The organism is uncultured Pseudoxanthomonas sp. (genome assembly GCF_947498795.1).
Lineage (GTDB): Bacteria > Pseudomonadota > Gammaproteobacteria > Xanthomonadales > Xanthomonadaceae > Pseudoxanthomonas_A.
The window spans coordinates 157377-181707 of record NZ_CANMLQ010000006.1 but is presented as its reverse complement, the minus strand read 5'-3'; the positions used below and the strand labels follow the sequence as shown (position 1 = coordinate 181707).

The 24331-nt window shown below is 65.3% G+C and carries 25 protein-coding genes and 1 tRNA gene; 7 read left to right on the top strand and 19 right to left on the bottom strand.

What is annotated here, in order from left to right; genetic code table 11:
• The first annotated feature begins 170 nt into the window (after positions 1-170).
• Positions 171-247 (top strand) — tRNA-Asn (locus tag Q0907_RS15110).
• Positions 248-315: 68 nt separating this feature from the next.
• Here Q0907_RS15110 and Q0907_RS15105 read toward each other — a convergent pair.
• Genes Q0907_RS15105 through Q0907_RS15080 form a run of 6 tightly spaced genes read right to left on the bottom strand, consistent with a single transcriptional unit; the run spans position 316 to position 6470 of the window.
• Entirely contained in the window at positions 316-744 is a 429-nt protein-coding gene (locus Q0907_RS15105) for a type IV pilin protein (protein ID WP_299346344.1), read from the bottom strand.
• A 3-nt stretch (positions 745-747) separates the two neighbouring features.
• Positions 748-4047 carry a PilC/PilY family type IV pilus protein gene (locus Q0907_RS15100; RefSeq protein WP_299346341.1) on the bottom strand — a complete coding sequence of 1100 codons (3300 nt, stop codon included), beginning with the start codon at positions 4045-4047 and terminating at the stop codon, positions 748-750.
• A complete protein-coding gene (locus Q0907_RS15095; RefSeq protein WP_299346339.1) occupies positions 4044-4589 on the bottom strand; it encodes a PilX N-terminal domain-containing pilus assembly protein in 546 nt (181 codons plus the stop codon). The genes Q0907_RS15100 and Q0907_RS15095 overlap by 4 nt, the downstream gene beginning before the upstream one ends.
• A complete protein-coding gene (locus Q0907_RS15090; RefSeq protein WP_299346338.1) occupies positions 4586-5443 on the bottom strand; it encodes a prepilin-type N-terminal cleavage/methylation domain-containing protein in 858 nt (285 codons plus the stop codon). Before Q0907_RS15090 ends, Q0907_RS15095 begins: the two co-directional genes overlap by 4 nt.
• Positions 5440-5925 carry a prepilin-type N-terminal cleavage/methylation domain-containing protein gene (locus Q0907_RS15085; protein WP_299346335.1) on the bottom strand — a complete coding sequence of 162 codons (486 nt, stop codon included), beginning with the start codon at positions 5923-5925 and terminating at the stop codon, positions 5440-5442. Before Q0907_RS15085 ends, Q0907_RS15090 begins: the two co-directional genes overlap by 4 nt.
• Positions 5922-6470, bottom strand: a complete 549-nt coding sequence (locus Q0907_RS15080; protein WP_299346332.1) for a GspH/FimT family pseudopilin — start codon at positions 6468-6470, stop codon at positions 5922-5924. The genes Q0907_RS15085 and Q0907_RS15080 overlap by 4 nt, the downstream gene beginning before the upstream one ends.
• 157 nt (positions 6471-6627) lie before the next feature.
• Between Q0907_RS15080 and Q0907_RS15075 the strand changes: the two genes are divergently transcribed.
• A complete protein-coding gene (locus Q0907_RS15075; protein ID WP_299346329.1) occupies positions 6628-7659 on the top strand; it encodes a histidine kinase in 1032 nt (343 codons plus the stop codon).
• A gap of 6 nt (positions 7660-7665) precedes the next feature.
• On the opposite strand, the gene ppnN is transcribed toward Q0907_RS15075, so the two are convergent.
• From ppnN to grxD, 5 genes are all read right to left on the bottom strand, one after another.
• Positions 7666-9048: a nucleotide 5'-monophosphate nucleosidase PpnN gene (gene ppnN / locus Q0907_RS15070; protein WP_299346327.1), complete on the bottom strand. Its 1383-nt coding sequence runs from the start codon at positions 9046-9048 to the stop codon at positions 7666-7668.
• Positions 9049-9177: 129 nt separating this feature from the next.
• Positions 9178-12594 (bottom strand): TonB-dependent receptor, encoded by a 3417-nt coding sequence (locus tag Q0907_RS15065; RefSeq protein WP_299346325.1) that lies wholly within the window; start codon positions 12592-12594, stop codon positions 9178-9180.
• Positions 12595-12855: 261 nt separating this feature from the next.
• Positions 12856-13458, bottom strand: a complete 603-nt coding sequence (locus Q0907_RS15060) for a YhgN family NAAT transporter (RefSeq protein ID WP_299346323.1) — start codon at positions 13456-13458, stop codon at positions 12856-12858.
• Positions 13455-14201: an SDR family NAD(P)-dependent oxidoreductase gene (locus Q0907_RS15055; RefSeq protein WP_299346320.1), complete on the bottom strand. Its 747-nt coding sequence runs from the start codon at positions 14199-14201 to the stop codon at positions 13455-13457. The genes Q0907_RS15060 and Q0907_RS15055 overlap by 4 nt, the downstream gene beginning before the upstream one ends.
• Positions 14198-14518, bottom strand: a complete 321-nt coding sequence (gene grxD / locus Q0907_RS15050; RefSeq protein ID WP_296278784.1) for a Grx4 family monothiol glutaredoxin — start codon at positions 14516-14518, stop codon at positions 14198-14200. The genes Q0907_RS15055 and grxD overlap by 4 nt, the downstream gene beginning before the upstream one ends.
• Before the next feature lie 157 nt (positions 14519-14675).
• Here grxD and Q0907_RS15045 point away from each other — a divergent pair, with 157 nt between their 5' ends.
• Both Q0907_RS15045 and Q0907_RS15040 read left to right on the top strand, forming a co-directional pair.
• Positions 14676-15254, top strand: a complete 579-nt coding sequence (locus Q0907_RS15045; protein WP_296278785.1) for a Fe-Mn family superoxide dismutase — start codon at positions 14676-14678, stop codon at positions 15252-15254.
• Between the two features lie 156 nt (positions 15255-15410).
• Positions 15411-15836 carry a hypothetical protein gene (locus Q0907_RS15040; protein ID WP_296278786.1) on the top strand — a complete coding sequence of 142 codons (426 nt, stop codon included), beginning with the start codon at positions 15411-15413 and terminating at the stop codon, positions 15834-15836.
• 73 nt (positions 15837-15909) lie between these two features.
• Here the strand turns inward: Q0907_RS15040 and Q0907_RS15035 are convergent, their stop codons facing one another.
• Together Q0907_RS15035 and purE are read right to left on the bottom strand one after the other, a co-directional pair.
• A complete protein-coding gene (locus Q0907_RS15035; protein WP_299346315.1) occupies positions 15910-17052 on the bottom strand; it encodes a 5-(carboxyamino)imidazole ribonucleotide synthase in 1143 nt (380 codons plus the stop codon).
• Entirely contained in the window at positions 17049-17558 is a 510-nt protein-coding gene (gene purE, locus Q0907_RS15030) for a 5-(carboxyamino)imidazole ribonucleotide mutase (RefSeq protein ID WP_299346313.1), read from the bottom strand. Before purE ends, Q0907_RS15035 begins: the two co-directional genes overlap by 4 nt.
• A 63-nt stretch (positions 17559-17621) precedes the next feature.
• On the opposite strand from purE, the gene Q0907_RS15025 reads away from it, so the two are divergent.
• The 3 genes from Q0907_RS15025 to Q0907_RS15015 are packed head-to-tail and all read left to right on the top strand — an operon-like array spanning position 17622 to position 19097.
• Positions 17622-17891, top strand: coding sequence for a Trm112 family protein (locus Q0907_RS15025; RefSeq protein ID WP_296278789.1), 270 nt, complete (start codon positions 17622-17624; stop codon positions 17889-17891).
• Positions 17888-18754 (top strand): carboxylating nicotinate-nucleotide diphosphorylase, encoded by an 867-nt coding sequence (gene nadC, locus Q0907_RS15020; protein WP_299346309.1) that lies wholly within the window; start codon positions 17888-17890, stop codon positions 18752-18754. Before Q0907_RS15025 ends, nadC begins: the two co-directional genes overlap by 4 nt.
• Before the next feature lie 7 nt (positions 18755-18761).
• Positions 18762-19097, top strand: a complete 336-nt coding sequence (locus tag Q0907_RS15015) for a DUF3301 domain-containing protein (RefSeq protein WP_296278790.1) — start codon at positions 18762-18764, stop codon at positions 19095-19097.
• 34 nt (positions 19098-19131) lie between these two features.
• Here Q0907_RS15015 and Q0907_RS15010 read toward each other — a convergent pair whose 3' ends face one another.
• From Q0907_RS15010 to Q0907_RS14985, 6 genes are all read right to left on the bottom strand, one after another.
• Positions 19132-19587, bottom strand: a complete 456-nt coding sequence (locus Q0907_RS15010; RefSeq protein ID WP_296278791.1) for a ClpXP protease specificity-enhancing factor — start codon at positions 19585-19587, stop codon at positions 19132-19134.
• Between the two features lie 55 nt (positions 19588-19642).
• Positions 19643-20278, bottom strand: coding sequence for a glutathione S-transferase N-terminal domain-containing protein (locus tag Q0907_RS15005; protein WP_192269987.1), 636 nt, complete (start codon positions 20276-20278; stop codon positions 19643-19645).
• A gap of 180 nt (positions 20279-20458) precedes the next feature.
• Entirely contained in the window at positions 20459-21205 is a 747-nt protein-coding gene (locus Q0907_RS15000; RefSeq protein ID WP_296278792.1) for a cytochrome c1, read from the bottom strand.
• On the bottom strand, positions 21198-22457 hold the full coding sequence (locus tag Q0907_RS14995; protein ID WP_296278793.1) for a cytochrome bc complex cytochrome b subunit: 1260 nt from the start codon (positions 22455-22457) through the stop codon (positions 21198-21200). Before Q0907_RS14995 ends, Q0907_RS15000 begins: the two co-directional genes overlap by 8 nt.
• 3 nt (positions 22458-22460) lie before the next feature.
• Positions 22461-23072: a ubiquinol-cytochrome c reductase iron-sulfur subunit gene (gene petA, locus Q0907_RS14990; RefSeq protein WP_299346303.1), complete on the bottom strand. Its 612-nt coding sequence runs from the start codon at positions 23070-23072 to the stop codon at positions 22461-22463.
• A gap of 165 nt (positions 23073-23237) precedes the next feature.
• Positions 23238-24134 carry a lytic transglycosylase domain-containing protein gene (locus Q0907_RS14985; protein WP_299346300.1) on the bottom strand — a complete coding sequence of 299 codons (897 nt, stop codon included), beginning with the start codon at positions 24132-24134 and terminating at the stop codon, positions 23238-23240.
• Positions 24135-24331 lie beyond the last annotated feature (197 nt).

The following is a 24331-nucleotide window of genomic DNA, read 5'->3' as shown; positions in this document are numbered from 1 at the left end:
GCATCGACCACATGCCAGCCTTGGCTACAGGCCACCCATCACCCGAATCCCACTGAACAACGTGGTGGGTTTACACAACTAGCGATGGCTGCCGGACATCCCTCGAGATTACCGGGTACAAAACCCAAGGCTTGTCCCCGCCGGAATCGCTGGCTACAATACGCGCCCCCGCCCGAATAGCTCAGCCGGTTAGAGCACTTGACTGTTAATCAGGGGGTCGTTGGTTCGAGTCCAACTTCGGGCGCCAGGTTCAAAAAGAGCCGCATCGAGAGATGCGGCTTTTTTTATGACCGACCGTCAGACTGGCCCAATCCTCTACCAGCAGCCGGTCGTCGCCGGCGAACGGGTGCCGGCCTGATTGATGGTGAGGGTGCCACAGCTGTCGCCCGCCTGCTTACCGATCGGCGTCGCGCTCAATGTGTAAGAGCGCGCAGCCACAGCGGCGGGCGCCACCGTGTAGAACTGGGCGGTGTCCCCCTCGCAAGCGAAGGCTGCTGGAGACCCCGCCCCGTTGTAGGCGAGAGCGGTCGTGTAGAAGCGCTCCATCTGCTGGGCGGCCTGCATGAGGCACGCCGTTCCTGCCGCACGACGGCTCTTGCGAATGTGTTCGTTGTACGCAGGCAGCGCGATCGAGGCGATGATGCCGATGATCGCGACTACGACCATCAACTCAATCAGCGAAAATCCGGCGTGGGCCCCTGCCTTCGCACCCTGGCGCATAGACCTATCCATCTGCATCTCCATCCGTCAGTCCCTCCGAAGCTCGCGCCATGACGCCCGATCCCACCGTGGCCGGGCTGTCTGCGGTGAGTTCAAGCCACTGCCTCCCGTGCCACCCACGACCAGCAGACCCCTGAGCAGGTTGGGCAGCGTCGGCATGCCATTGCCGACGTTCACCGAACCGACCGGCAGACCTCCGCTCACGGACGTGTCGTCCGTGCCATTCCTGCCATCGAGGTCGAAGTAGGACATGCCACCGCTCGTGCCGGTGAACGCATCCAGCGCGTTGATGTAACCCGTGCCGTTCGCATTGCAGGCATCGCCGGAGGGAATCACGCTGGCAGTGACCATGAACCGCGCCGCAAGCTGCGCATCCTGGATGATTCTCTCACCACGCACAGGCAGATCGATGTACCACCCCTTCGAAGCGGCGGGAAGCGCCGACTTCGACTCGAATGCCCGCACGTTACCTTCGGTCACCTGGATGGTGCGGGGCGTAAGGCTCGCCCGGGTAAGGCTGGCACCTTCGTCCACGAAACCATACATCGTCTGCACATCGACATTCGTGGATTGCGCGTCCTCGGCTGTCAGGTAACGACCGGTACCGAAGAATACCCAACGCTTCTTCGTAACAGGATGGATGCCCAGGGCCACCGCACCACTGATGGGCTGCGCCTTGCCGCCGGCATCCTGGGCGGTAAACAGCCGCGTTGCGCTCCAGGCACCGGGGGTCGGACTGGTCAGATCGAACTTCCATACATTGCCCAACATGTCGCCGGCGTAGACATATGCCAATGTCCGGCCATCAGGCCCGTAAATACCCGTAGGCGTCGAAAGCCCATTGGGCAATGCGGTGGAACCTACGCCAGTGTCGATCTCGCGGATCACGGCGCCTGTATCCGCATTCAACACCATCAACACAGCGCGCTCGTTGGTACTGTTGATGCCGTTGGCAGTCACCACAGCTGCCACGCCGGTCTGAACCCGTGCAAAGAAAGGCTTGCCGAGTATCAGGCCCATGTTGGCACCCGACGCACGCTCCCACTTGTAGACGGACGTTGCGCTCGCTGCTGCCGGATTCGTCACATCCAACGCGTAGAGTCCCTTGCCCCCCTTGCCCAGCGTTCCGACCAGCACGTTCCGGTTTGACGTCACCGCACGATTGCTCACTGCAACCGGCCCATCGACGAAAAACTTGTGTGCGTAGTCACCGCGACTCAGCGTCGACAGGTGGTTTATGTTGATGATGCTCGGAACGTAGGAAAACAGTTCCACGCCCGTCGCAGCATCGAACGCATGCAGCATGCCGTCGTTGGCGCCCACATAAAGGGTGTTGGTCTCCTTCACGTAAGCAGGCGACGACCCGATGATGTCACCGATCTTGGTGGCGATTCGGTTGCGGAGTACGCCCCCGCCCGTATGCTCCTCGAGTCGCTCCTCACCCTTGATGTAGTTCGCATTGTCGGACGCGCTGACCGGATAATTCAGTGTGCTGCCCGTGCGGGCCAGCAAAGGCAGCTGCGTAGCGGAAGGAAACGTCGTACCGCTCGTACCGGTGGACGTGAAAACCTTGCGACTATTCCACGCCGGCAGCGTGGCCGCCCAGCTGATCGTACTGGCCACGCCCGAAGCGGTGACCGAGCGTGCGGTCACCTCGCCCGTCCAGCTTCCTGGGACATAGCTGGCATTGAACACTTGAGCGCCCGTATCCAGCGACACCGTATTGCTTGCGACGTTGGAGAATGAGCTTGCACGCCCACGGATCTCGCTCAACGCACTACGCAGTGCCCGGGCGAAATCTTCGGCGTTGTTCGCCAACACGAACGTACCGCGACCGTTCACTGCCGCGTGCCACAAATCGTCGATGCTGGGAGGCTGGTTGTTCGTGGGGAATGGCCAGGTCTTCGTGCCCGCGGTGATTGCCGGCAGGTCCGTCTCAGGATTGAGCGTACCCGCGGCGCCGAGCGACACCGAAAAGGTCACCATGTGCTGCCAGAACGCAGGGTTGGCCGTGGACGTGGGCACCACGTTATCGAGGTCCGGGCGCAGATCGGTCTTCCAGTACCGCATGGCGATATCGGCCAGAGTACTGGAATAGGCGCTCCTGTAAGGAAGCGACGGCGTATAGGTATAGGGTGCGCCGCTGGGATTTGCGATTTCCGCGCCTGCGACATTGTCCTCTTCGCCGACGGCATTCCATCCGTCGCTATCATTCCGATAGCCATCGGTCGTCAGAATGGTGAAGTTCTGGCGGCAGGCAAACTGATCCTCGCCCCAGGGGCCCGTGTTCGATCTGTCCGTGGCGAAGTACTGACCCGCCTGGTACAAGGCTTCGCGCAGTGGGGTATTGCCGCCACCGGTCTCCGCGTAGAGCCGCTGATACCATGCCGTCTTGTTGTTGTTCGCACCGGTAGGTCCACTGGGATCCTCGAACAGACCCTTGTTGCGCGTCACGGGAATAGGCTTGCCTTGCTGGATAGGATGGCCACTCCAGCTTACGCCGCCGCTCGAGCCACTGCTGGGCGTATTGCCGGTGATGTTGCGATAACCCACGCGATACTCGGAGCCGATCTCGGCAAAGGCACGCCCCGAGGCCGCTTTGGCGATCTTGTAGCGGGTGCGATGGTAGGAATACCAGGTCGCATAATTGATCAGCTCATCCGCTTCCGAACGGGCAGTCGGCCTGACTCGGTCACAGTTCCGGAAATTGTTGCCGGTGTCCGTAGAGCACCCGCGGCCGTCAAGACCCCGGTTGTACGGGAAGGATGTCCCCACCCGTGGGCCGAAATCGCTCCGGATGATCGCACCATCCGAGTGAATCTGATAACGCCAGAAATTGGTCTGATCGTTCAGATTTCCGGCCGGATTCTTGACGACGTAAAACGTCTCGTTGATGAACGCACCCCCGGTATCGACATTCAGATACAGATCGATCGTGCTGTTGTCGAAAGGCGGAATGCGCTCAGTACCCGCATAGGCTCTGCCGAAATCCTGGCCCCCCGTCATGGTAGCGCCCGTCGAGTCCACCCAGGGAAGATAAGTGGTGGCGGGGTTGTAGGCGATGAGGTTGTGCAGGTAGCTGCTGCGCCGCCAGCCAGAGGGCGCACTGTCTGGCAAGTAGTCGTTCCGCATGGAGCCCGAATTGTCCAGGACGAACAGGATATTCGGCGGAATGCGCGCGCCCACGGTGAGCGGCTGGTCGGGGATGGCGATGCCAGCATGAGCGGGCAACGTCAGCAGTGTGACCAGGAAAGCCACGAGAAGGCTCCGCCAATCAGGGCGGCGCGCAACGTTTTGACGAAGGCGGAAAGTGCGATCGGTTTTCATGGCTCATCCGGAATACGGCTGATGACGGTGGCTTGCACGAGTACGTCGGCGCGGCCGGCGGCACGGCTGCGTGCGGTCACGCGATAGATGGGGTTGGCGCAGTTCAGGAGCGTGCCCGAAGTGGAATCGCACCCGCCGGGTTGGCCAGGCCCCGTACCGATGTATTCGATCCAGTATTCGGGCGCTTCGGGGATAAGTACGTTGTCATAACTGTTGGCGGGCACAGCGGTCCAGGCGGGCGCCGATCCGCTAGGGCAGACTCCGTTCACGCAGGGCGAACCGACCGCAGGCGTCTGTGTGTCCCAGTTTCCGACGCCCAGCACCTGGTCCTGGCCGAAGCGCAACGCACCCTCCGCCGCCTGGAAGGCAACGCTCCGGTCACGGAGATTCGCCGCCATGAGCTCCTGCATGGCCGAACTACGCATGATCACCAATCCCAGGATGGCGGTCACGACCAGCAGTATCAGTACCACGACCAGTGCAATACCCTGCTGGCCCGAGCGCGAAAATGCAGGCGACGTTCGGCAGTAACTCCGGCTCATAGCGTACGCGCCCTCAAGTTGACGACATTCGAGACCTGACGTGTGATCGCAGCGCCGTCGTCACCCACCCCGCTCAGCGTGAGGATGATTCGCACCGAGACAACATCGTCGCCAGCGACGTTCGCGTAATTGGCCGCACCGCGCTGCAAGTACTGGAACGCGATGGCCTGCACGCCGTCGATAACCTCTTCGGCCGCTCCGCCCATGCGGCTCATGTACAACGAATTGCCTGGGCGACCGCCCCCGCTCGCCGCGACAAACCAATTGACGTCGCGGAAACGTGCCATCGTGACGGACGGCAACAGCGCCGCGTCGTTGACCGGATAATCAGGCAGCGCCGCGAAGGTAACCGTATTGGCGCTCACACCGGTTGCCGTGACCACGTGCGTGCGGTTGCTGTTGCACAGGACAATCATGTCGCCTATCGAAAACGCACGTGTGGCGTCAGCGATGTCCTGATTGTTCAGCGTCACCGACGTGCTGGTCGTACCCGTAACCCGGTAAGCAGCGTCATCGCCAGCGAAAACACGAAGCGTCGTGGCGGTGCCCGCGAGCGGCGCAGTGTTCAGGCGCGTCGCCTGGAAACTCGCGCCCTCCACTGCGGAAAAGCGGGAGCATGCGCTTCCCCCTGCAGAACGGATGTCGCGGGACATCAACTCGAAGGCGATGCGGGCGTTTTCCTGCACGCGGTTCAAACCCTCATTGGAACGATAGGTAGCCTGGTTCGACTGCAGGATGGCAAGTGCTGCGCCGGCCACCAGCAACCCCAACACCAGGGCGACCATCAGTTCGATCAGACTGAAGCCTGCCGCATCGCTGCGCGACGGCCTGCCGACGGCGTCACGTATGCTCATATGGTCGTCCTCGTGACGATGGTGCGGGTCTGCCCGCCGCCGGCGCGCGAATCGTCCCACTGGACGGTGATGACGCATGCCTGCGGGCACCCCTGGATCTGGCCGCACGTGGTGGCGTCGGCCGCATTGTTGGTGATGTTGAGCTTGAGATCGCCGATCCAGTTCCGCAGGTCGTTCTGCGCCAGCGTACCGGCAGCACCTTGTGCGCATACCATCCCGCCGGTGTTGTAATTGACGGCGTTGGCGCGATTGGAACGCATCGCGTCCAGGATCGCATTGGTCTGCATGATCGCCTGACTGGTCTCCAGTGAACTCTGACCACCCCGCAACGCCACGGACTGCATGGCGGCGACGCCGAGCAACCCGATGCCCAGCACGACGACGGCCACGAGCACTTCGATGAGACTGATGCCGCGGGACGCGCGAAGGGACTGCGACCGGCTGCGCCGAGAAAATGAATGTGCGCGACTGGGGTACTTCACGGGCAAGCGCCTCCGCCGTTGTTCCTGTTGGTCACGACATGACCCGCCATGCTGACTGCGATCACGCGCTGGTTGTCGGCCGGCTTGTCGGTGGGGATGCAGACCGTCAGCACGGACCCCGCCGCAAGGAGGCCAGCCGAATTGAAGGTGAGTCCAGCCGCGGGGCCCGCCAGATCCAACGTAGCCGGGAAAATCCCTCCCCGGATGGTCGCCAGCGTTGCGTCACGGTTGTTCCGCCCTACCACAGCCCAGCCTCGCCAGCCCGCTCCTGCCGTGCAGGTGATGCCGTCGTTGCTGCCGCACAGCACCACCGGGGCGCTGCGGCGGATGGCCTCCGCACGGGCGAGCTGGATAGCGGCGGTAAGCTCGCCCGCTGTGCTGGAGAGGCGATTTGAATTCATGAGCGTGACCATGGCGGGCGAAGCCACCGCTGCAATCAGGGCGATCACCGCGATGGTCACCATCAGCTCGATCAGCGTGAAGCCCCGGCAGCGGCGCCGCCAGGTGTGCTGGGTACCGCGCGGGGTGGGTTGTAGTGCGGGCATGCCATTCCCCTAGTGGACGGCTCACGCTAGCGTCCCGGCCCGTGGGGTGCCACCCTTTCCGGAACGAACGGCATAATCCGGCGACTCAAAGGCGGGCGGAGGCCAGCCGACGCAGAGCTTGGGGCATCATGGGAATCTGTCTCGGATGCCTCGTCTCATGACTAACCCGTCCCCACCGAGCGCGCTGGCGCCGCTCGACACTCTCTGGCAGGCACGGACCCTGGTCTGGGTATTGTTGGCGGGTGAAGCCCTCGCGGCCGTGCTTGCCATTGCCCCCAACCATGAAACCGACCGCCTGACCTTCTTCGGCGTCGCCTCCCTGGCCATCCAGTGGATATCACTGACATCACTGAGCCTTCTCTATGTGTTCCGCACCCGATTGGCGAAACTCAGCCCCCCTGCTGTCGCACAGATCGGCTTGGTCGCCCTGTTGCTCAGCACCTGGATGGTCATCGTGTTGGCATGGCTGACGCTGGGCGATCTCGCGCTCATGCCACCCGGTGCGTGGACAGGTTTTGCGCTACGCGTGACGGCGATCGCACTGATCATGGGCCTGCTGGGCCTGGCTGCCTTCCAGGCGCAATGGAACGTCATGCAACTGGCCATCGGCGCCGAGCACGCCAAGCTGCAGGCACTCCAGGCACGCATCCAGCCGCACTTCCTGTTCAACACGCTCAATACGGGCATCTCGCTGCTCCACGCCAAGCCCGACTTGGCGGAGCAGTTGCTGCTCGACTTGTCTGACCTGTTCAGGGCAGCGCTGTCGCAACGCGCCTCCCTGAGCCTGGCAGAGGATCTCTCGCTGGCGCGCCGGTATCTCGAGATCGAACAACTCCGGCTGGGTGAGCGTCTGACCCTGCACTGGGAGGTTCCCGACGTGCTCCCACAGCTTCAGGTGCCCACCCTGTCCGTCCAGCCCCTGGCGGAGAATGCGATCCGTCACGGCATCGAGCCGTCAACCTCGGGCGGCGAGCTGAGCCTGCGGGTCGGGCTGGATGACGGCCATCTGCAGATCACCGTCGCCAATACCCTGCCTTCCAGCACGGCACGCGCCGCGCCGGGACACCAGGTCGGCCTGAGCTCCGTCCGCGCCCGCATCCATGCGTTGACGCAGGGACGGGGCAGCGTGGAAACGACGACAGCGGACGGTCGCTATACCGCGATCATCCGCCTGCCGCTGGACGCCTGAGGCGTCTCAGGTCACCACCCGGTAGCAGGGCTGGTACTCGCCGGCGATCTTCATGCGCCGTTGCTCGACGAACGCGCGAAGCAGTTCGTCCAGGGCCTGCATCATCGGCGCATCGCCGTGGATCTCGAACGGGCCGAATTCCTCGATCCGGCGCATGCCGTCCTCCTTGACGTTGCCGGCGACGATGCCGGAGAACGCGCGCCGCAGGTCGGCCGCGAGGTCGTGCACGGCACGGCCCGGCCGCAACTGCAGCGCTGCCATCGCCTCGTGCGAGGGGACGAAGGGCTGCTGGTAGTCCTCGGGGATCTGGATGGCCCAGTTGAAGAAGAACGAATCCTTGTGCCCGATGCGGTATTCGCGCACCTTGCGGATGCCGGCGCTCATCTTCTTCGCCACGGCGACCGGGTCGCCGATGATGATCTCGTAGCGTTCGGCCGCGGCATCGCCGAGCGTCAGCCGGATGAAGCGGTCGATCTGCTCGAAGTAAGGCGCCGCGATGGTCGGGCCGGTCAGGATCAGCGGGAACGGCAGGTCGGCGTTGTCCGGATGCAGCAGGATGCCCAGCAGGTAGAGGATTTCTTCCGCCGTGCCCACGCCGCCGGGGAACACGATGATGCCGTGGCCGATGCGTACGAACGCCTCAAGGCGTTTTTCGATGTCCGGCATGATCACCAGGTGGTTGACGATCGGGTTGGGCGATTCGGCCGCGATGATCCCCGGCTCGGTCACGCCGATGTAGCGCGTCTTGCTGCGGCGCTGCTTCGCGTGCGCGATGGTCGCGCCCTTCATCGGGCCCTTCATCGCACCCGGACCGCAGCCGGTGCAGATATCCAGGCCGCGCAAGCCCAGTTCGTAACCCACCTGCTTGGTGTAGAGATACTCGTCGCGCGAGATGGAGTGGCCACCCCAGCACACGACCAGGTTCGGATCGCTGGGCTTGAGGATGCGCGCGTTGCGCAGCAGGCCGAACACCGCATTGGTGATACCGGCGGAGGATTCCAGGTCGGCCGCGTACTCGGGGCCGAGTTCGATGGCTGTATAGGCCAGGTCGCGGACCACGGCGAACAGCAGTTCGGCGATGCCGCGGATGATCTCGCCATCGACGAAGGCCATCGCCGGCGCGTTGATCAGGTCGATGCGCACGCCGCGGTCCTGCTGCAGGACCTGGATGTCGAAATCCGGATACAGATCGCGCGCCGCGCGCGGATCGTCGGACGCGCTGCCGCTGGTCAGCACCGCCAGTGCGCAGCGGCGCAGAAGTTCGTGCATGCCGCCGCTGGATGCGTCGCGCAGTCGTGCCACTTCGGCGCGGGAAAGCACGTCCAGGCCGCCGCGCGGATAGATGCGTGCGTCCTGTACCGGCAACGCCCTCGATGCCGTCTGGTTCATGGAAAGTCCTGTCTTCGTTCGTCAGAGGCGGGACTTTAGCGCAGTCGCGCGGGCAAGAGGAGGCTGACCAAAAGAAAACGGCCGGGTTTCCCCGGCCGTTCGTGTTGCGTTCCGCGGTAAGGCAGCGGATCAGAACTCGTACTTGAAACCGACTTGCAGGGACCACTGCGAAATGCCGTTGGTCTGGCTGTCGGCATTGGTCGGGATACCGAGGGCGGTCGCCTGGCCGAACTCCGTGCCGCTGCGGTAGCCGTACACGTACTTGCCGTTGTACATGCCCTGCAGCGTGGCCACTGCGTTGTTGGCGTTGAAGCCGTAGTCGATGACGTGGCCCCAGTCCTTGTTGATCAGGTTGCCCACGTTCTGGATGTCGATCCAGAGCTTGGACTTGTGACCCTTCATGAAGCCCGGCAGCTCCTGGCTGATGCGGACGTCGAACGTGTTCACCCAGCTGCTGGTGAAGCCATTCTCGGGGGCGTACGTACCGGCGTAGCGGTTCAGGCCATCCTGGCGCGACAGCCAATCCCAGAACGCCTGCTCCATTGCCGCGTTGGCGGTGAACTGGCCGGTCGCGCTCAGGCTGCCGAACAGGACGTCGCCAGGGCCGGCGGGCACGTAGAACAGGTCGTTGAAGGTGCGGTTGTCGCCATTGGCATCGCCCGAGAAGATGTAGCTGTACGGACGGCCGCTGCGGCCTTCGTAGAACAGGCCGACCTGGGTGGCGTAGTCACCGAAGAAGTTGTGCGTCCAGTTCAGCGAACCGCTGAAGCGGTCCTTGATCTCGTAACGCGCCGTGCTGCTGGTCGGTTCGTTGATGCTGAAGCCCAGCTGCGAACCGTAGCCCGAACCCGCGGTGGAGCTGGTCAGCGCCGACACTTCCTCGGCGTTGGTACGCGTGTAGCCCAGGCTCCAGGACCAGTCGCTCTCGCTCGACGCCGGCTTGGTCAGCGAGACCGTCAGCTGCTGTCCCTTGCCCTTGTTGGTGTTCTCCAGCAGGAAGACGTCGCCGAAGTAGGTGTTACGACCGGTGCGCGCGCCATTGGGCGAGAGCAGGCCGGTGCCGGCGCTGGTGTTGCCGAACGGACGGCCGCTGTTCGGGTTCCAGTACAGCACGCGACCGTCCGGACCCACGTAGCCCGGGCCGACGTTGAGGCTGCGGTAGAACAGGCCGTTCTTGACGTCGGTCAGCAGCAGCTCGGCGGAGGCCACGACACCGTTCCACGGCGTCTCGACGTCGATGGCCAGGTTGGCCTTCCACACCGACGGCAGCTCGAAGTCGTCGCTGATGGCATTGACGTTGCGCACGCCCGTACCGCCGGCGGGCACGTTCTGGTCCAGGCCATCCGGACTGAACGGAACCAGCGTCGGGTTGGTGTTGTTCTGGTAGGAGATGTAGTTCATGCCCGTGTTGCTGTAGGCATTGCCCACCCACACCTGCGGAGCATCGCCCTGGAACAGGCCGATACCGCCGCGCAGCTGGGCCGGACGCTCCCAGTCGAAGGTGTAGTTGAAGCCGAAGCGCGGCTGGATGATGTAATCGCCGTTATAGGTGTTGTTGTTGGCGATGCCGAAGCCACCGGTGTAGGTACCGCCGGTGCACGCGGCGTTCGTCGTGCCGGGAGCGGCGGCGAAGCACGCGTTGAACGGCGCGGCCGGGCTGGCGCTGGGCTTGTCGGCGCGCACGCCGAGCGTCAGCGTCAGGTTGGGCGTGACGTACCACGTATCCTGCACGAAGAAGCCGAGACCCTTGTTCTTGTAGCGCGCGGCGATCATGCCGGGGTCGGTCGGGTTGGTCTGCAGGTCGTAGTCGAAGTAGCGACCGTTGATCAGGTTGCTGAAGTCGGACGTACGGGTGCCGCCGACCAGCGGACGCGGAACGTAGAAGCTGTAGTTGCCCCAGTAGTCCTGCAGGAAGAAGTTGTAGATCTCGTTTTCGCTGTACTCGGCGCCGAACTTGATGTCGTGGTCGCCGACGGTCCAGGTGGCCGAACCGAAGTAGTTCCAGGTCTCCGTGAGCAGCGCGTTGCCGGGCGAGCTGCGCTCGGTACCCAGGCGGATCGCGTCCAGGCCGCTGAAGCTGTTGCTGCTGGTGCCGATCGGGTTGTCGTTGCCGTTGCCGGTCACGCCATCGTCGAAGTAGACCTGGATGGTCGGCGCGGTGGTCGGGCTGACACGGACGGCCGAATAGTCGCGGTAGGACACCTTGAACTCGGTCGAGAACGTGTCGGACCAGTCGCTGAACAGCTGGCCGACGTAGCTTTCCACGGTCTTGACGTGGTTGTACCAGTTGGAGCTGAGCGACAGGATGCTGGCCGTGGAGGCTTCCGGACGCACGCGGTTCTGCTCGAGCTTGCTGTAGCGCAGGCTGGCGCGGTGCGCGTCGCTGATGTTCCAGTCCAGCTTCAGTGCGTACTCTTCCAGCTCGGTATCGCCGGCGCCGGTCAGGTCGCCCGGCTCGAAGCCCCACACATCGCGCGCGATGCGCTGCACTTCCGCCAGGTCGGTGGGGCTGAAGTCGGCGGTGCCGGCGGCCAGCGGGTTGGTGCCCTGGCTCTTGCCGGCCGGGCCGATGTTGGTCTGCTTGAACTTCTCGTAGTTGGCGAAGAAGAACAGCTTGTCCTTCACGATCGGGCCGCCCAGGGTGACGCCCCAGGTGGTCTCGTCGTCGTACTCGTCGAACGGCAGGCCGGTGACGTCGAGCGAGCTGCCGGCGATGCGCGCCGGGTAGTCGCCGAACCAGTCGCCATCACGGTAGGTGCCGTAAACGGAGCCGTGGAATTCATTGGTACCGGACTTGGTCACGGCATTGACGTTGGCGCCGGCGGCACCGGCCATGGTGACGTCGTAGTTGGACAGGTTGATGTCGATGGCCTCGATGGCCTCCATCGACACCGGCTGGCGCTGCGTCGGCATGTTGTTGCCTTCCAGGCCGAACGTGTCGCTGGCCGACACGCCGTCGATGGTGATCTTGTTGAAGCGCGGGTTCTGGCCGCCGGCGGTGATGCTGCCCGAGGCGCGGTCGCTGAAGGTCACGCGCGGATCGAGGCGCATGAAATCCTGGATGTTGCCGTTCATCGACGGCAGGTTCTCGATGGTCACGCGGTCGACGCTGGTACCCGAACCCATCTTCGTGGCGCTGAACACTTCCGAGCCACCCGAAAAGCCCACGGCGGTGACCGTCTCGAGCGTGGTCAGGTCGCCGGTCAGCGCCGCATTGACGGTGCTGGTCTGGTTGAGCTGCAGGTAGATGTTGTCTTCAGTCTTGGTGCCCGAACCCGGCTTGGTGATCGTCACCTGGTAGGGACCGCCCACACGCAGGCCGCGCGCGGTGTAACGGCCGCTGGCATCGGTGGTGGCGCGGCTGACCGTACCGGATTCGATGTGGGTGATGGTCACTTCAGCACCGGTGACGGGCTGGCCACCATTGTCGGTGACCAGGCCGCCCACACCGGCCGAGGTGCTCTGCGCGAAGGCAGGCGCGGCGGCGAGTGCGACGACGAGGCCAAGGCTGAGCTTGGACAGGCGAAGACGACGGGATTGGTTCATCGGATAAACCTCGGTACGGGAGTGATGTGGCGAAGCTGGCTGACAGGACGTGCGGAACCGCCCGGTGGGGTCGGTTCTGGAGGGCGTGCTAGGGGTTCCCATGGCCCACGCGGCGTCCGCGGAGGTTAATAACAGGTTAACACGATAGGACCATTTTGTGACCGCGGCATGACAATATTCCGCACCGCAGCATGACACTGCAGCGACTCGCGGAAGGCACCCGTCAGCCCCGCCAGCAGCAGGCCCCGGGACCCGCCGTCATCAGATGTTGGGCGGGGTCAACTTCAGGTAGGTGCCCACCCCATCGAGCACCATTTGGACGGAAATGGCGACCAGAAGCATGCCCATTAGCCGCTCGATCGCGGTCAGCACGCTCCTGCCCAGCCACTTGTACAGCACGGTCGCGGAGAACAGGATCACCGCGGTGGCACCCCAGGCCAGCAACAGGGCCAGGCTCCAGTCGCCAAGACGGGACGGGTCGTTGCTGCCCATCAGCATCACGGCGGCCATGCCCGAGGGGCCGGCCACCAGCGGGATGGCCAGCGGCACGATGAAAGGCTCGCCGCCGGGGAGTTCGCCCATCAACCCTTCGGGACGCGGGAAGATCATCCGCACGCCGATCAGGAACAGCACGATGCCGCCGGCGATCGCCACCGACTCCTGCCGCAGGTGCATCATTTCGAGCGCGTACTTGCCGCACCACAGGAACAGCATGAGTACAGCGAGCGCGATCAGCAGTTCGCGCACCACGACGATGCGCTGGCGACGCGGCGGCAGCGGCTTGAGCACGCTGAGGAACACCGGGACGTTGCCCAGCGGATCCAGGATCAGGAACAGCAGCAGGGCCGCCGACAGGACGGTCATGCCCGTACCTTCCATATCTGCCCCCTGTGCGTGGCGCCTGCCGATGACAGCAGGGTGACACAGGCGGAGGCGTATTCCTTCGCCTCGCACGCCTGCGCGTCGGTGTCGTCGGCGTACGCGCGCGCGCGGAGCCCGGTGCGCATCGGCCCCGGCTGCAGCGCGGACACCCGCACGGGGCTGGTGGCCAGTTCGGCATGCAGCATGCCGACCAGCGATGTCAGCGCATGCTCGGCCACGCCGTAAGCGCCCCAATAGGCCTGCCCGACACGCGACAGGTCGTCGACACTGAAGACCACAGCCGCGTCGGCCGACTGCTTGAGCAGGGGCAGGCAGGCCTGCGACAGCCACCAGGGCGCAGTGAGGTTCACATGCACGACGCGCGCGAATGCCGCCGGATCGGTGTGTTCGAGCGGGGTCAGCCCCTTGAACTCGGCCGCGCAATGCAGCACGCCGTCCAGCCGGCCCAAGCCGGCATGCAGGCGATCGGCGAGTTCTGCATAGTCGTCGGGCGTGGCACCTTCGAGGTCCAGCGGGTAAAGCAGCGGTTCCGCACCGACTTGGGCCACCGCGTCGTACACGCGGTTCAACTTGGGCACCTTGCGTCCGAGCAGTACCACGGTGGCGCCCGCCTCAGCACACGCCACCGCTGCGGCACTGCCCAGGCCACCATGGGCACCGCTGACCAGCACGACGCGCTGATCGAGCGCACGCGGCGCGCGCGTGGGGAGGCCGACCAGACTCACGGAGCGAAGGCCTCGGTCACGATCCGCCGCAACTCTCCGGATTCGTGCAGTTCCAGGGTGATGTCGCAGCCGCCGATCAGTTCGCCATTGATGAAGAGCTGGGGAAAGGTCGGCCAATTGGAGAAGCGCGGCAGGTTCGCACGGATCTCCGGCTCCTCCAGCACGTTGATGACGTGCAGGTGTTCGGCACCGGCATCGCGCAGCGCATGCACGGCACGGCTGGAGAAACCGCACATCGGGAACTGCGGCGTGCCCTTCATGAAAAGGACGATCGGGTGGCCATCCACTTCGGCCTGGATGCGTTCCATCACCGGCATGCTGATTTCTCCTTCCTTGACGGTTTGGCAACCACCGTCGGGTACACTTTCGGTCCGTTCCGCCGGCTGCGCCTGCGGATTGCATAGTGTAAGCCTTTGCATCGCCCACCGATGCCGGGCATCCCCCTTTGACCCGCCTAGCGTAAGGAACCGAGCCATGGCCATCGAACTGCCCCCCCTGCCCTACGACCGCACCGCGCTGGAGCCGCACATTTCCGGCGAAACGATCGACTTCCACTACGGCAAGCATCACAAGACCTACGTCGACAACCTCAACAAGCTGATCGAGGGCACCGAGTTCGCCGATGCATCGCTCGAGGACATCGTGCGCAAGTCGCAGGGCGGCATGTTCAACAACGCCGCGCAGGTGTGGAACCACACCTTCTACTGGAACTGCCTGAAGCCCAACGGCGGCGGCGAGCCAGGCGGCAAACTGGGCGAACTGATCAACAAGGCGTTCGGAGATTTCGCGAAGTTCAAGGAAGAGTTCACCAAGACCGCCATCGGCACCTTCGGTTCCGGCTGGGGCTGGCTGGTGCAGCGTCCGGACGGTTCGCTGGCGCTGGCCAGCACGTCGAATGCGGCCACCCCGCTGACGGGCGAAGACAAGCCGCTGCTGACGATCGACGTGTGGGAGCACGCCTACTACATCGATTATCGCAACGCGCGGCCGAAGTACGTTGAATCGTTCTGGGCCCTGGTCAACTGGGACTTCGTGGCCGGCAACCTGCGCTGATCGCGGGCGCCTGCACGCTTCGGAAACGGCCGGGGAAACCCGGCCGTTTTTTTTTCGCGACGCTGGCTGGCCGATGAATGCGGCGAGGCCACGCGTCAACAACGGCGCGTGCGCGGGCGTTCCAGGAGCCGTGGTCCCAACCCCGAGGAGAACACCATGGCACTGCGTTACGGATTGGCTGGATCCCTGCTCACCGTCCTGCTGGCGATGTCGGCGAACGCCGACGCGGCGCCACGCGACCGCGACAACAATCCGCCCGGCCCGGCCGGCGGCCGCGGCACCAACTGGGAGAATCCGCCCGGCTGGAAGGGCGGCCCGGGCGCGTCGCCCGATCGCCGCTGGTACCGGCACGGCGGCAAGCGCTACGAGTTCGTCGTGGGGAAGAACGGCTACTACTTCAATCCCCAGTACGGCTATTGGCATCCCCGCTACGGCCTGTGGAACCAGGCCAGGCGTTGTTGGCTGGACCTCGACAACAACCCGCCGGGACCGCACGGCGGCCGTGGTACCAACTGGGAGAATCCGCCCGGCCCGAAGGGCGGACCGGGCGCGTCGCCCGACCGCTTCGGCCGCTGTCGCTGAGGCGCGATGCCGCACACATCAGAACGGCCGGATGATCCGGCCGTTCTGCGTTTCCCGCCGATGATCGCCCGCGTCAGCCGGTCAGGCGCGCAATGACCGGCGCCACCTGCGCCTGGCGCTCGAGTGCGACACCGATGCGGGCCAAGGCGTGGGCGAGCGATGCGGCATCGTCGGCGCGGACCGTGGCGTGGCCCACCTTGCGCCCCTCCCGCGGCTCCTTCCCGTAGTCGTGCCAGTGGCCGCCGGCCTCCTGGAGTACGGACGACGCCTCCGGCATCTCACCGATCCAGTTCAACATGCAGGCGTGGCCCAGCACGCGGGTGTCGCCGAGTGGCAGGCCCAGCACGGCGCGCAGATGGTTCTGGAACTGCGACGTCTCCGCACCTTCGATGGTCCAGTGGCCGGAGTTGTGTACACGCGGCGCCATCTCGTTGGCGAGCAGTTCGCCGTTCCGGTAGAACAGTTCGAGCGCGAACACGCCCACGTAGTCGAGCGACTCCGCCAACCGCCGTGCGTGCGCACATGCCGCTTCGGCGAGTGCCGCATCGACGCGTGCCGGCGCCAGGCTGGCCGACAGCACGCCGTCGACATGCCAGTTTTCGGTCAACGGCCAAGTGCGGAATTCGCCATCGCGGCTACGCACGGCGACCACGGACAGCTCCCGCTCGAACGGGATGAAGGCTTCGACGATCAGGCCGACGGTCCCTGCCTGCGTCCCCAATGCCTTCCACGCCGCATCCACGTCCGCCGGCGACTTGATGCGGAACTGTCCCTTGCCGTCATAGCCCAGGCGACGCGTCTTGAGAATGCACGCGCCTCCGAGTCGTTCGACCTCGCGGCGCAGTATCTCGAGGCTGCCGACATCGGCGAAGTCGCCGACCGGAATCCCCAGATCGCGGAACAGGCTCTTCTCGACCAGGCGATCCTGCGCCACCGCCAGCGCGCGCGGATTGGGGAACACCGGTACGCGGCCGGCTAGCCACTCCGCGCTCTCCGCGGGCACGTTCTCGAAGTCGAAGGTGGCCACGTCGACTTTCGAAGCGAATTCGGCCAACGCCGCTTCGTCACGATAGTCGCCCACCAGTAGCGGGGCGAACTGGCCGGCGCACGCATCCGCGGCGGTATCCATCACGAGAAAGCGCAAGCCCAGTGGCGCGCCGGACAGCGCCAGCATACGCGCCAGTTGCCCACCGCCCAGGATGCCGACGGTCGTCATAGCGGCTGGCGCGGATCGTCGTGCGCCATCACGTCGTTGGTCTGGCGGCTGCGGAACGCCGCGAGCGCGGCACCGATGGCCGGATGCTCCGGCGCCAGCAGCGCCGCGGCGAACAGGCCGGCATTCGCTGCCCCGGCATTGCCGATGGCGAAGGTCGCCACCGGAATGCCCGCCGGCATCTGCACGATGGACAACAGCGAGTCCATGCCGTTGAGTGCCTTCGACTGCACGGGTACACCCAGCACCGGCACTGCGGTCTTCGCGGCGAGCATGCCCGGCAGATGGGCGGCGCCGCCTGCACCGGCGATGATGGCGCGCAACCCGCGCGAGGCGGCTTCGTCAGCGTAAGAGAACAGCACGTCCGGAGTCCGATGCGCCGAGACCACTCTCACCTCGTAAGGAACGCCGAGCGCATCCAGCTTCTGCGCAGCGTGCTGCATGGTCTCCCAATCGGACCGGGAACCCATCACGATGCCCACGATGGGGCGGGAAGCACTGGCGGTCATGGCCGTCCTCTGTCGCAAAGACGTATTCTACCCTCCTGACCGAACCGCTGATCGAGTCCCCACATGGACCGCAAACTGCTCGACCTTCTCTGCTGCCCCGCCACCCGCCAGCCCTTGGCCATGCTCGAAGCGCGCGGGCTGGAAGCGCTCAACCGCGCCATCGGCGAGGGACACGTCAAGCGCGCCGACGACACCACGCAGGCCGAGCCGCTGCGCGAAGCGCTCGTCACGCATGACCGCAAGACCGTGTATCGCGTCGAGGACGGCATTCCCGTGCTGCTGGCCGAGGAGGCGATCGCCACCGCGCAGGCGGGGGACTTCCCCTCGCGATGAGCACGCGCCCGACGCCGCCGCCCGCGGATGCCATCGCGTCGGATGTGGCCCGCGCGCTGGCCGAGGACATCGGCAGTGGCGATGTCACCGCCGCCCTGCTGCCCGACGCCGCCGACATCGCTTACCTGCTCTGCAAGGAGGCAGCCATCGTGGCGGGCAGTCCGTGGTTCGAGGCCTGCCATCGCGCACTCGATCCGGAGGTCCGCATCGACTGGCGCGTGCGGGACGGCGACCGGGTGCAGCCCGGCACCGTGCTCGCCACGCTCGCCGGGCGCACGCGCGCGCTCGTCACTGCCGAACGTTCTTCGCTGAATTTCATGCAGACCCTCAGCGGCACCGCCACCGCCACCGCCGCATATGTCGACGCGGTGCGGGGTACGGGGTGCACCGTCCTGGATACGCGCAAGACGCTGCCGGGCTTGCGGTTGGCGCAGAAGTACGCGGTCCTCTGCGGCGGTGGAAGGAACCATCGCATCGGTCTCTACGATGCGGTGATGCTCAAGGAGAACCATGTGCGTGCCGCCGGATCGCTGGCCGCCGCAATACGCACCGCTCGCCAGGCGCAGCCGTCGTTGCCGCTGATCGTGGAAGTGGAAACCCTGGCGCAGCTCGACGAAGCACTGTCCGAGGGCTGCGAACGCATCCTGATCGACGACTTCGACGCCGATGCGCGTCGGGAAGCCGTCCGCCGCGCGAAGGCGGCTCCCTATGCGGGCCGCATTCCGCTGGAGGTGTCGGGCGGCGTCGACCTGACCACGCTGCGGAGCATCGCTGACGACGGTGTCGACTTCGTGTCGATCGGCGGCCTGACCAAGCACGTGCACGCCATCGACCTGTCGATGAAACTCGGTCCCGCACCGTGAGGCCGGCATGTCGCCGCTGAGCGCCCTGCTGTGGCTGATCGCGGCCGGCGCCGCCTTCGCCTACTGGAATGCGGCGCGCGCGGCGGCCGAGCGCGCGATCGCGCTGGGGCGGAACGCCTGCGAAGCTGCCGGGGTCATCTGGCTCGACCAGAGCGTGCATGCCAGCGGGTGGCGCCTGCGCCGGGGCGAGGATGGGTGGCTGGGCTTCGAACGCAGCTTCCGCTTCGAGTACTCGCACGACGGCATCGACCGCCATGTCGGACGCCTGGTGCTGCGCAAGGGGCAGCTGGTCGCCTTCGTCGGACCGGTCACCCCGTCGGTGACGTCGATCGAGCGGCACTGACCGCCGCAGACGGCGGACGCCCGACGCAACGGACTTACTTCACCACGCGCAGGAACGGCGGACGCTTGCCGCCACCGGGCGGCGGGGTGTCGTCATCGGGGGGCGAGTCCTGTGCATGCGCGGCATCCTCGTGGTCGCCGCTCGCCTCCGCGTCGTGCGGGACGTCGTCCGGCAGCGCCATGCCCTGCCCTGTCTCGCGCGAATAGATCGCCAGCACCGCGCTGATCGGCACATGGACCGCGTAGCTCACGCCGCCGAAGCGGGCGGTGAAGCTGACCGCATCGTTGTCGATCATCAACCGCACCACGGCGCGCTCGGCGATGTTCAACACCACCTTGCCTTCCTTTACCGCGCTGGCGGGCACCTGCACGCCGGCCATCGTCGCGTCGACCAGCAGGTGCGGCGTCATGCCGTTGTCGGCGATCCACTCGTTCAGGGCCCGCAACAGGTACGGGCGATGGCTGGTCATGCGGGAAGAGGCGTCGGTCATTTCACTTCTCGGCAGCCAATCGCATCGCGTCGGCCTGATCCTGCACGGCAGCCGGTCAGGCCGGGATTTCGCGCAGCTTCTTCTCCGCATCCGTCAGGCTGCGCAGGAAGCCGGGGTGCCGGAAGATACGGTTGCCATAGTCCTCGATCGCCTTGCCGTCCTTGGGCAGCGGCACGTCCAGCGACGGCAGGCGCCAGATGATCGGCGCCATGGCGCAGTCGGCCAGGCTCATCTCGGGATTGAGGAAGAACTTGCTCGCCTTGAACAGCGGCACGGACGCCGTCAGGAGTTCCTTCAGGCGCTTGCGACCGGCTTCCGCCTGCTGCTTGTTGCCCAGCTGGATGGCCTGCACCTGCGGCACCCAGTCGTGCTCGATGCGCAGCATGGCGAGGCGCAGACGGGCGCGGGAAAGCGGATCCACCGGCATCAGCGGCGGATGCGGATAGCGCTCGTCGAGGTATTCACTGACCACCGACGCGGCGTAGAGCACCAGATCGCGCTCCACCAGCGTGGGCACGGAATGGTAGGGATTCAGATCGATGAGGTCTTCAGGCGGGTTCTGCGGATCCACCGGCACCAGGTCGTAGCTCACGCCCTTCGCGGCGAGCACCAGCCGCACGCGGTGGCAGAGCACGTCATCGGTGGAGGAAAACAACGTCAGTGTATTGCGCATACGTGGGCTCGCAGCCATTCACGGCTCTCCGACGACCGGAATCCGCCGATCGCACCGACGCCGTCGGCCCCTTGCCGAAGGTCGCCCCGGTCCCTGAGTGTGCAATCCCCGCCGGAAAAAGCCAAGCAACCCCAATGCCCGGCAACTCCGTCTACGGCGCGGGCGTGTGCCCGCGCCGTGGCGGCAGATGCGGCGTCCTTAGTGGACGTCCTTCCAGTACTCCTCCTTCAGGAGGTAGGCCAGGAACGTGAGTGCCGCCAGGAACAGGATCACCCACACGCCGATGCTCTGGCGCTTCAGGGCCGCCGGCTCGCCGACATACTCCAGGAAGTTGGTGATGTCGCGCGCAGTCTGGTCGAACTCACGCGCGTCCTGCCGGCCGGCCTGCGTCACCTTAAGGCTTTCCACATGGCGCTCGCCGGTGGCCGGATCGACCGGACCGAATTCGGCGTGCTGCAGGCCCTGCAGCTCCCACAGCGGGTTGGGCATGGAGGCGTTGGGGAACAGCTTGTTGTTCCAGCCCAGCGGACGCGATTCGTCCAGGTAGAACGACTTCAGGTAGGTATAGATCCAGTCACTGCCACGCACGCGGGAGATGACGCTCAGGTCCGGCGGCATCTTGCCGAACCACTTCTCGCCACCCGCGGCCGGCATGGACACCTGCACCTGTTCGCCGAACTTGGCGCCGGTGAAGTTGAGGTTGTTCATCACCTCGTCTTCGGTCAGGCCCAGGTCGTCGGCGATGCGCGAGTAGCGCATGTACTTCAGCGAGTGGCAGCCGGCGCAGTAATTCATGTACAGCTGCGCACCGCGCTGCAGCGACGCGCGGTCACCCAGGTCGTTGCCGGCCTGCAGCGTGGCGCCGCCTTCGGCGGCGAACGCGGAGAACGAGATCAGCAACCCGCTGGCGAACACAGCTAGGCGAGAGGCGAAAGTCTTAGTCATGCGTCGTCACCCGCTCGGGCACTGGCTTGGTCTTGTCGATCTTGGTCCAGATCGGCATGGTCAGGAAGAACAGGAAATAGAAGCCGGTCAGGAAGCGGCCGATGATGGTTTCCACCGGATCCGTACCCGGGCCCGCACCGATCTTGCCCAACCAGACGAAGCTGATCGCGAACAGGCCCAGCAGCACTTTCGACAGCACGCCGCGGTAGCGGTAGGACTTGACCTTGGCGCGGTCCAGCCAGGGCACCAGGAACAGGATCGCGATGGCGCCGAACATCACCAGCACGCCGCCCAGCTTGTTGGGCACCACGCGCAACATGGCGTAGTAGGGCGTGTAGTACCACACCGGCTTGATATGCGCCGGGGTGACCAGCTTGTTCGCTTCGCTGAAGTTGTCGTGCTCCAGGAACCAGCCGCCCATGGCCGGCGCGAAGAACACGATGAAGGCCGCCAGGATCAGGAAGCAACCGACGTAGAACCCGTCCTTGACCGTGTAGTACGGATGGAACGGCACGCCGTCCGCCGGGGCGGTGGGCGACCAGCGGTTGCCCTTCGGCCCCTTCTTGATCTCGACGCCGTCGGGGTTGTTCGAGCCGACTTCGTGCAGGGCGAAGATGTGCAGCACCACGAGCAGCAGCAGGACCAGTGGCAGCGCGATGACATGCAGCGCGAAGAAGCGGTTGAGCGTGGCATCGCTGGGCAGGTAGTCGCCCATGATCCACTCGGTCAGGCCGTTGCCGATCACCGGGATGGCGCCGAACAGCGAGATGATGACCTTGGCTCCCCAGAACGACATCTGGCCCCACGGCAGCACGTAGCCCAGGAAGGCTTCGGCCATCAGCACCAGGTAGATCAGCATGCCGAGGATCCACACCAGTTCGCGCGGCTTCTGGTACGAGCCGTACATCAGGCCGCGGAACATGTGGATGTAGACGACGATGAAGAACAGCGACGCGCCGGTGCTGTGCATGTAGCGGATCAGCCAGCCCCACTCCACGTCGCGCATGATGTATTCGACCGAGGCGAAGGCTTCCGCCGCGCTCGGCTTGAAGTGCATCGTCAGGAAGATGCCGGTCAGGATCTGGTTGACCAGCACCACGATCGACAGCACGCCGAAGATGTACCAGATGTTGAAGTTCTTTGGCGCGTAGTACTCGCTCATGTGCTTGCGGTACACGGGCATGAAGCCCGGCGCGCGCGCGTTGAACCAGTCCACTACGCCATCGGCGGCGCGGGTGATGATGTTCGCCATGGCTTACGCGCCCCCTTGCGGATCGAGGCCGATCACGATGGTGTTGTCGTCCTGGTAGAAGTGCGGCGGCACCACCAGGTTGGTGGGTGCGGGCACGCCCTGGAACACGCGGCCGGCCATGTCGAAGCGCGACTTGTGGCAGGGGCAGAAGTAGCCGCCCTTCCAGTTCGGATCGTACGGCTCGGGCTTGATCTCGGCGGCCATTTCCGGCGAGCAGCCCAAGTGCGTGCACAGGCCGACCAGCACGGAGACTTCAGGCTTCAGCGAGCGCGTCTCGCCGGTGATGTACGACGGCTGCTGGTCCTTGTTGGTGGACTGCGGGTCGCGCAGGTTCGCATCCAGCGTCGGCAGCGCATCCAGGATCGCCTTGGAACGCTTGACGATCCAGATCGGCTGGCCGCGCCATTCCAGGATCAGACGCTGGCCTTCCTGCAGGCCGGTGAGATCGGCAGTCACCGGAGCACCGGCCAGCTTGGCCCGGGCGCTCGGATTCCACGACTTGATAAAAGGTACAGCTGCAATGCCGGCACCCACTGCACCCACCACCGCGGTGGTCGCAGTCAGGAACCGGCGTCGGCCCGTATTCACAGGCCCATTGACCCCATCGATGGCCATCCGGCACTCCGCAAAACAATCAGGTAGCAAAAAAGGCTGCCAAGGCCGCACCCAGACACGGACGCGGGCCGCAAAAGACGGCAAAGTGTAACGGATGGCTTAATGGGCCGACAACGGCTGCCGTGGAATCAATGGCTTGCGTGCGCCCGAGGCGCCCGCCACGACTCAACGCGCGGCGACCGCCTGGCGGTAGCGGTCGGCCAGCACGGCGACGCGCTGCACGTAGCGCTGGGTTTCCTTGTACGGCGGGACGCCGCCATGGCGGTCCACTGCGCCTTCGCCTGCGTTGTAGCCGGCGGCCGCAAGCGTCAGGTTTCCATTGAAGCGCTTGAGCAGCCAGGACAGGTACTGCGCGCCACCGCGGATGTTCTGGCCGGCATTGTAGGAGTCGGCCACGCCGAACCGGCGCGCCGTGGCCGGCATCAGCTGCATCAGGCCCTGGGCACCCGCATGCGACAGCGCCATCGGGTTGTAGGACGACTCGGCGTGCATGATCGCGCGCAGGATGGCCTCCTCCACGCCGAACTCGCGCGATGCCGCAGCGATTTCGGCCTGATAGGCGGAGGTGTTCAGCCGCAGCCGGCCGAAGTCGACGCCGGGGTTGCCGCAGGCGAAGCACGTTTCGATGTAGCTGTACTTGATGGTGCGCAGGCTGGCCACCTGCGTGCCGCCCTGCGGGCGCGCGCTGGTGTAATGACGGACGCCGTCCTTGATGTACGAATAGACCTGTCCGCTGACCACGCGGCGCGGACCGGTCGCGGCAGGCGCCGGCGCCGGGACGGCGGCCGGGACGATGGCACTGGCGGAATCCGACAGGGCGGGCGAGACGGCGGCGCCGATGGCCGGCGTTGCCTCGGCGGGCCGGGACACGGAGGCGACCTGGGTCGGGCGACTGCGTTCGGGCGTGTAGCGGCTCACGACTTCGCAACTGGAACCACTGACGCGCTTGCTGACATACGCCGGCACGCCGTCGGCGCCGGTGCACTTGTACAGCGTGCCCGCGCTGGCCGGCAGTGCGGTCAACGCGGCCAGCACGGCCAGAAGCGTCAGAGTCCCCCTCATGCCGCGCAGTGTCCCGAATTCCCGAGGGATTGCCAAGTCCTTGTCCAACAAAGGGTTCCTCCAATCTGTGCGGCCGGTCGGAGTTCCAACAGCCGGCGGCACGGCGGCCAGGGATGGCCTGTTACCCGCTATCAACGCCATCCGGTACGGGTTCCGGCCGCCCCCAGCGCGTAAACTACGCGGCCCTGCCCGCCCCA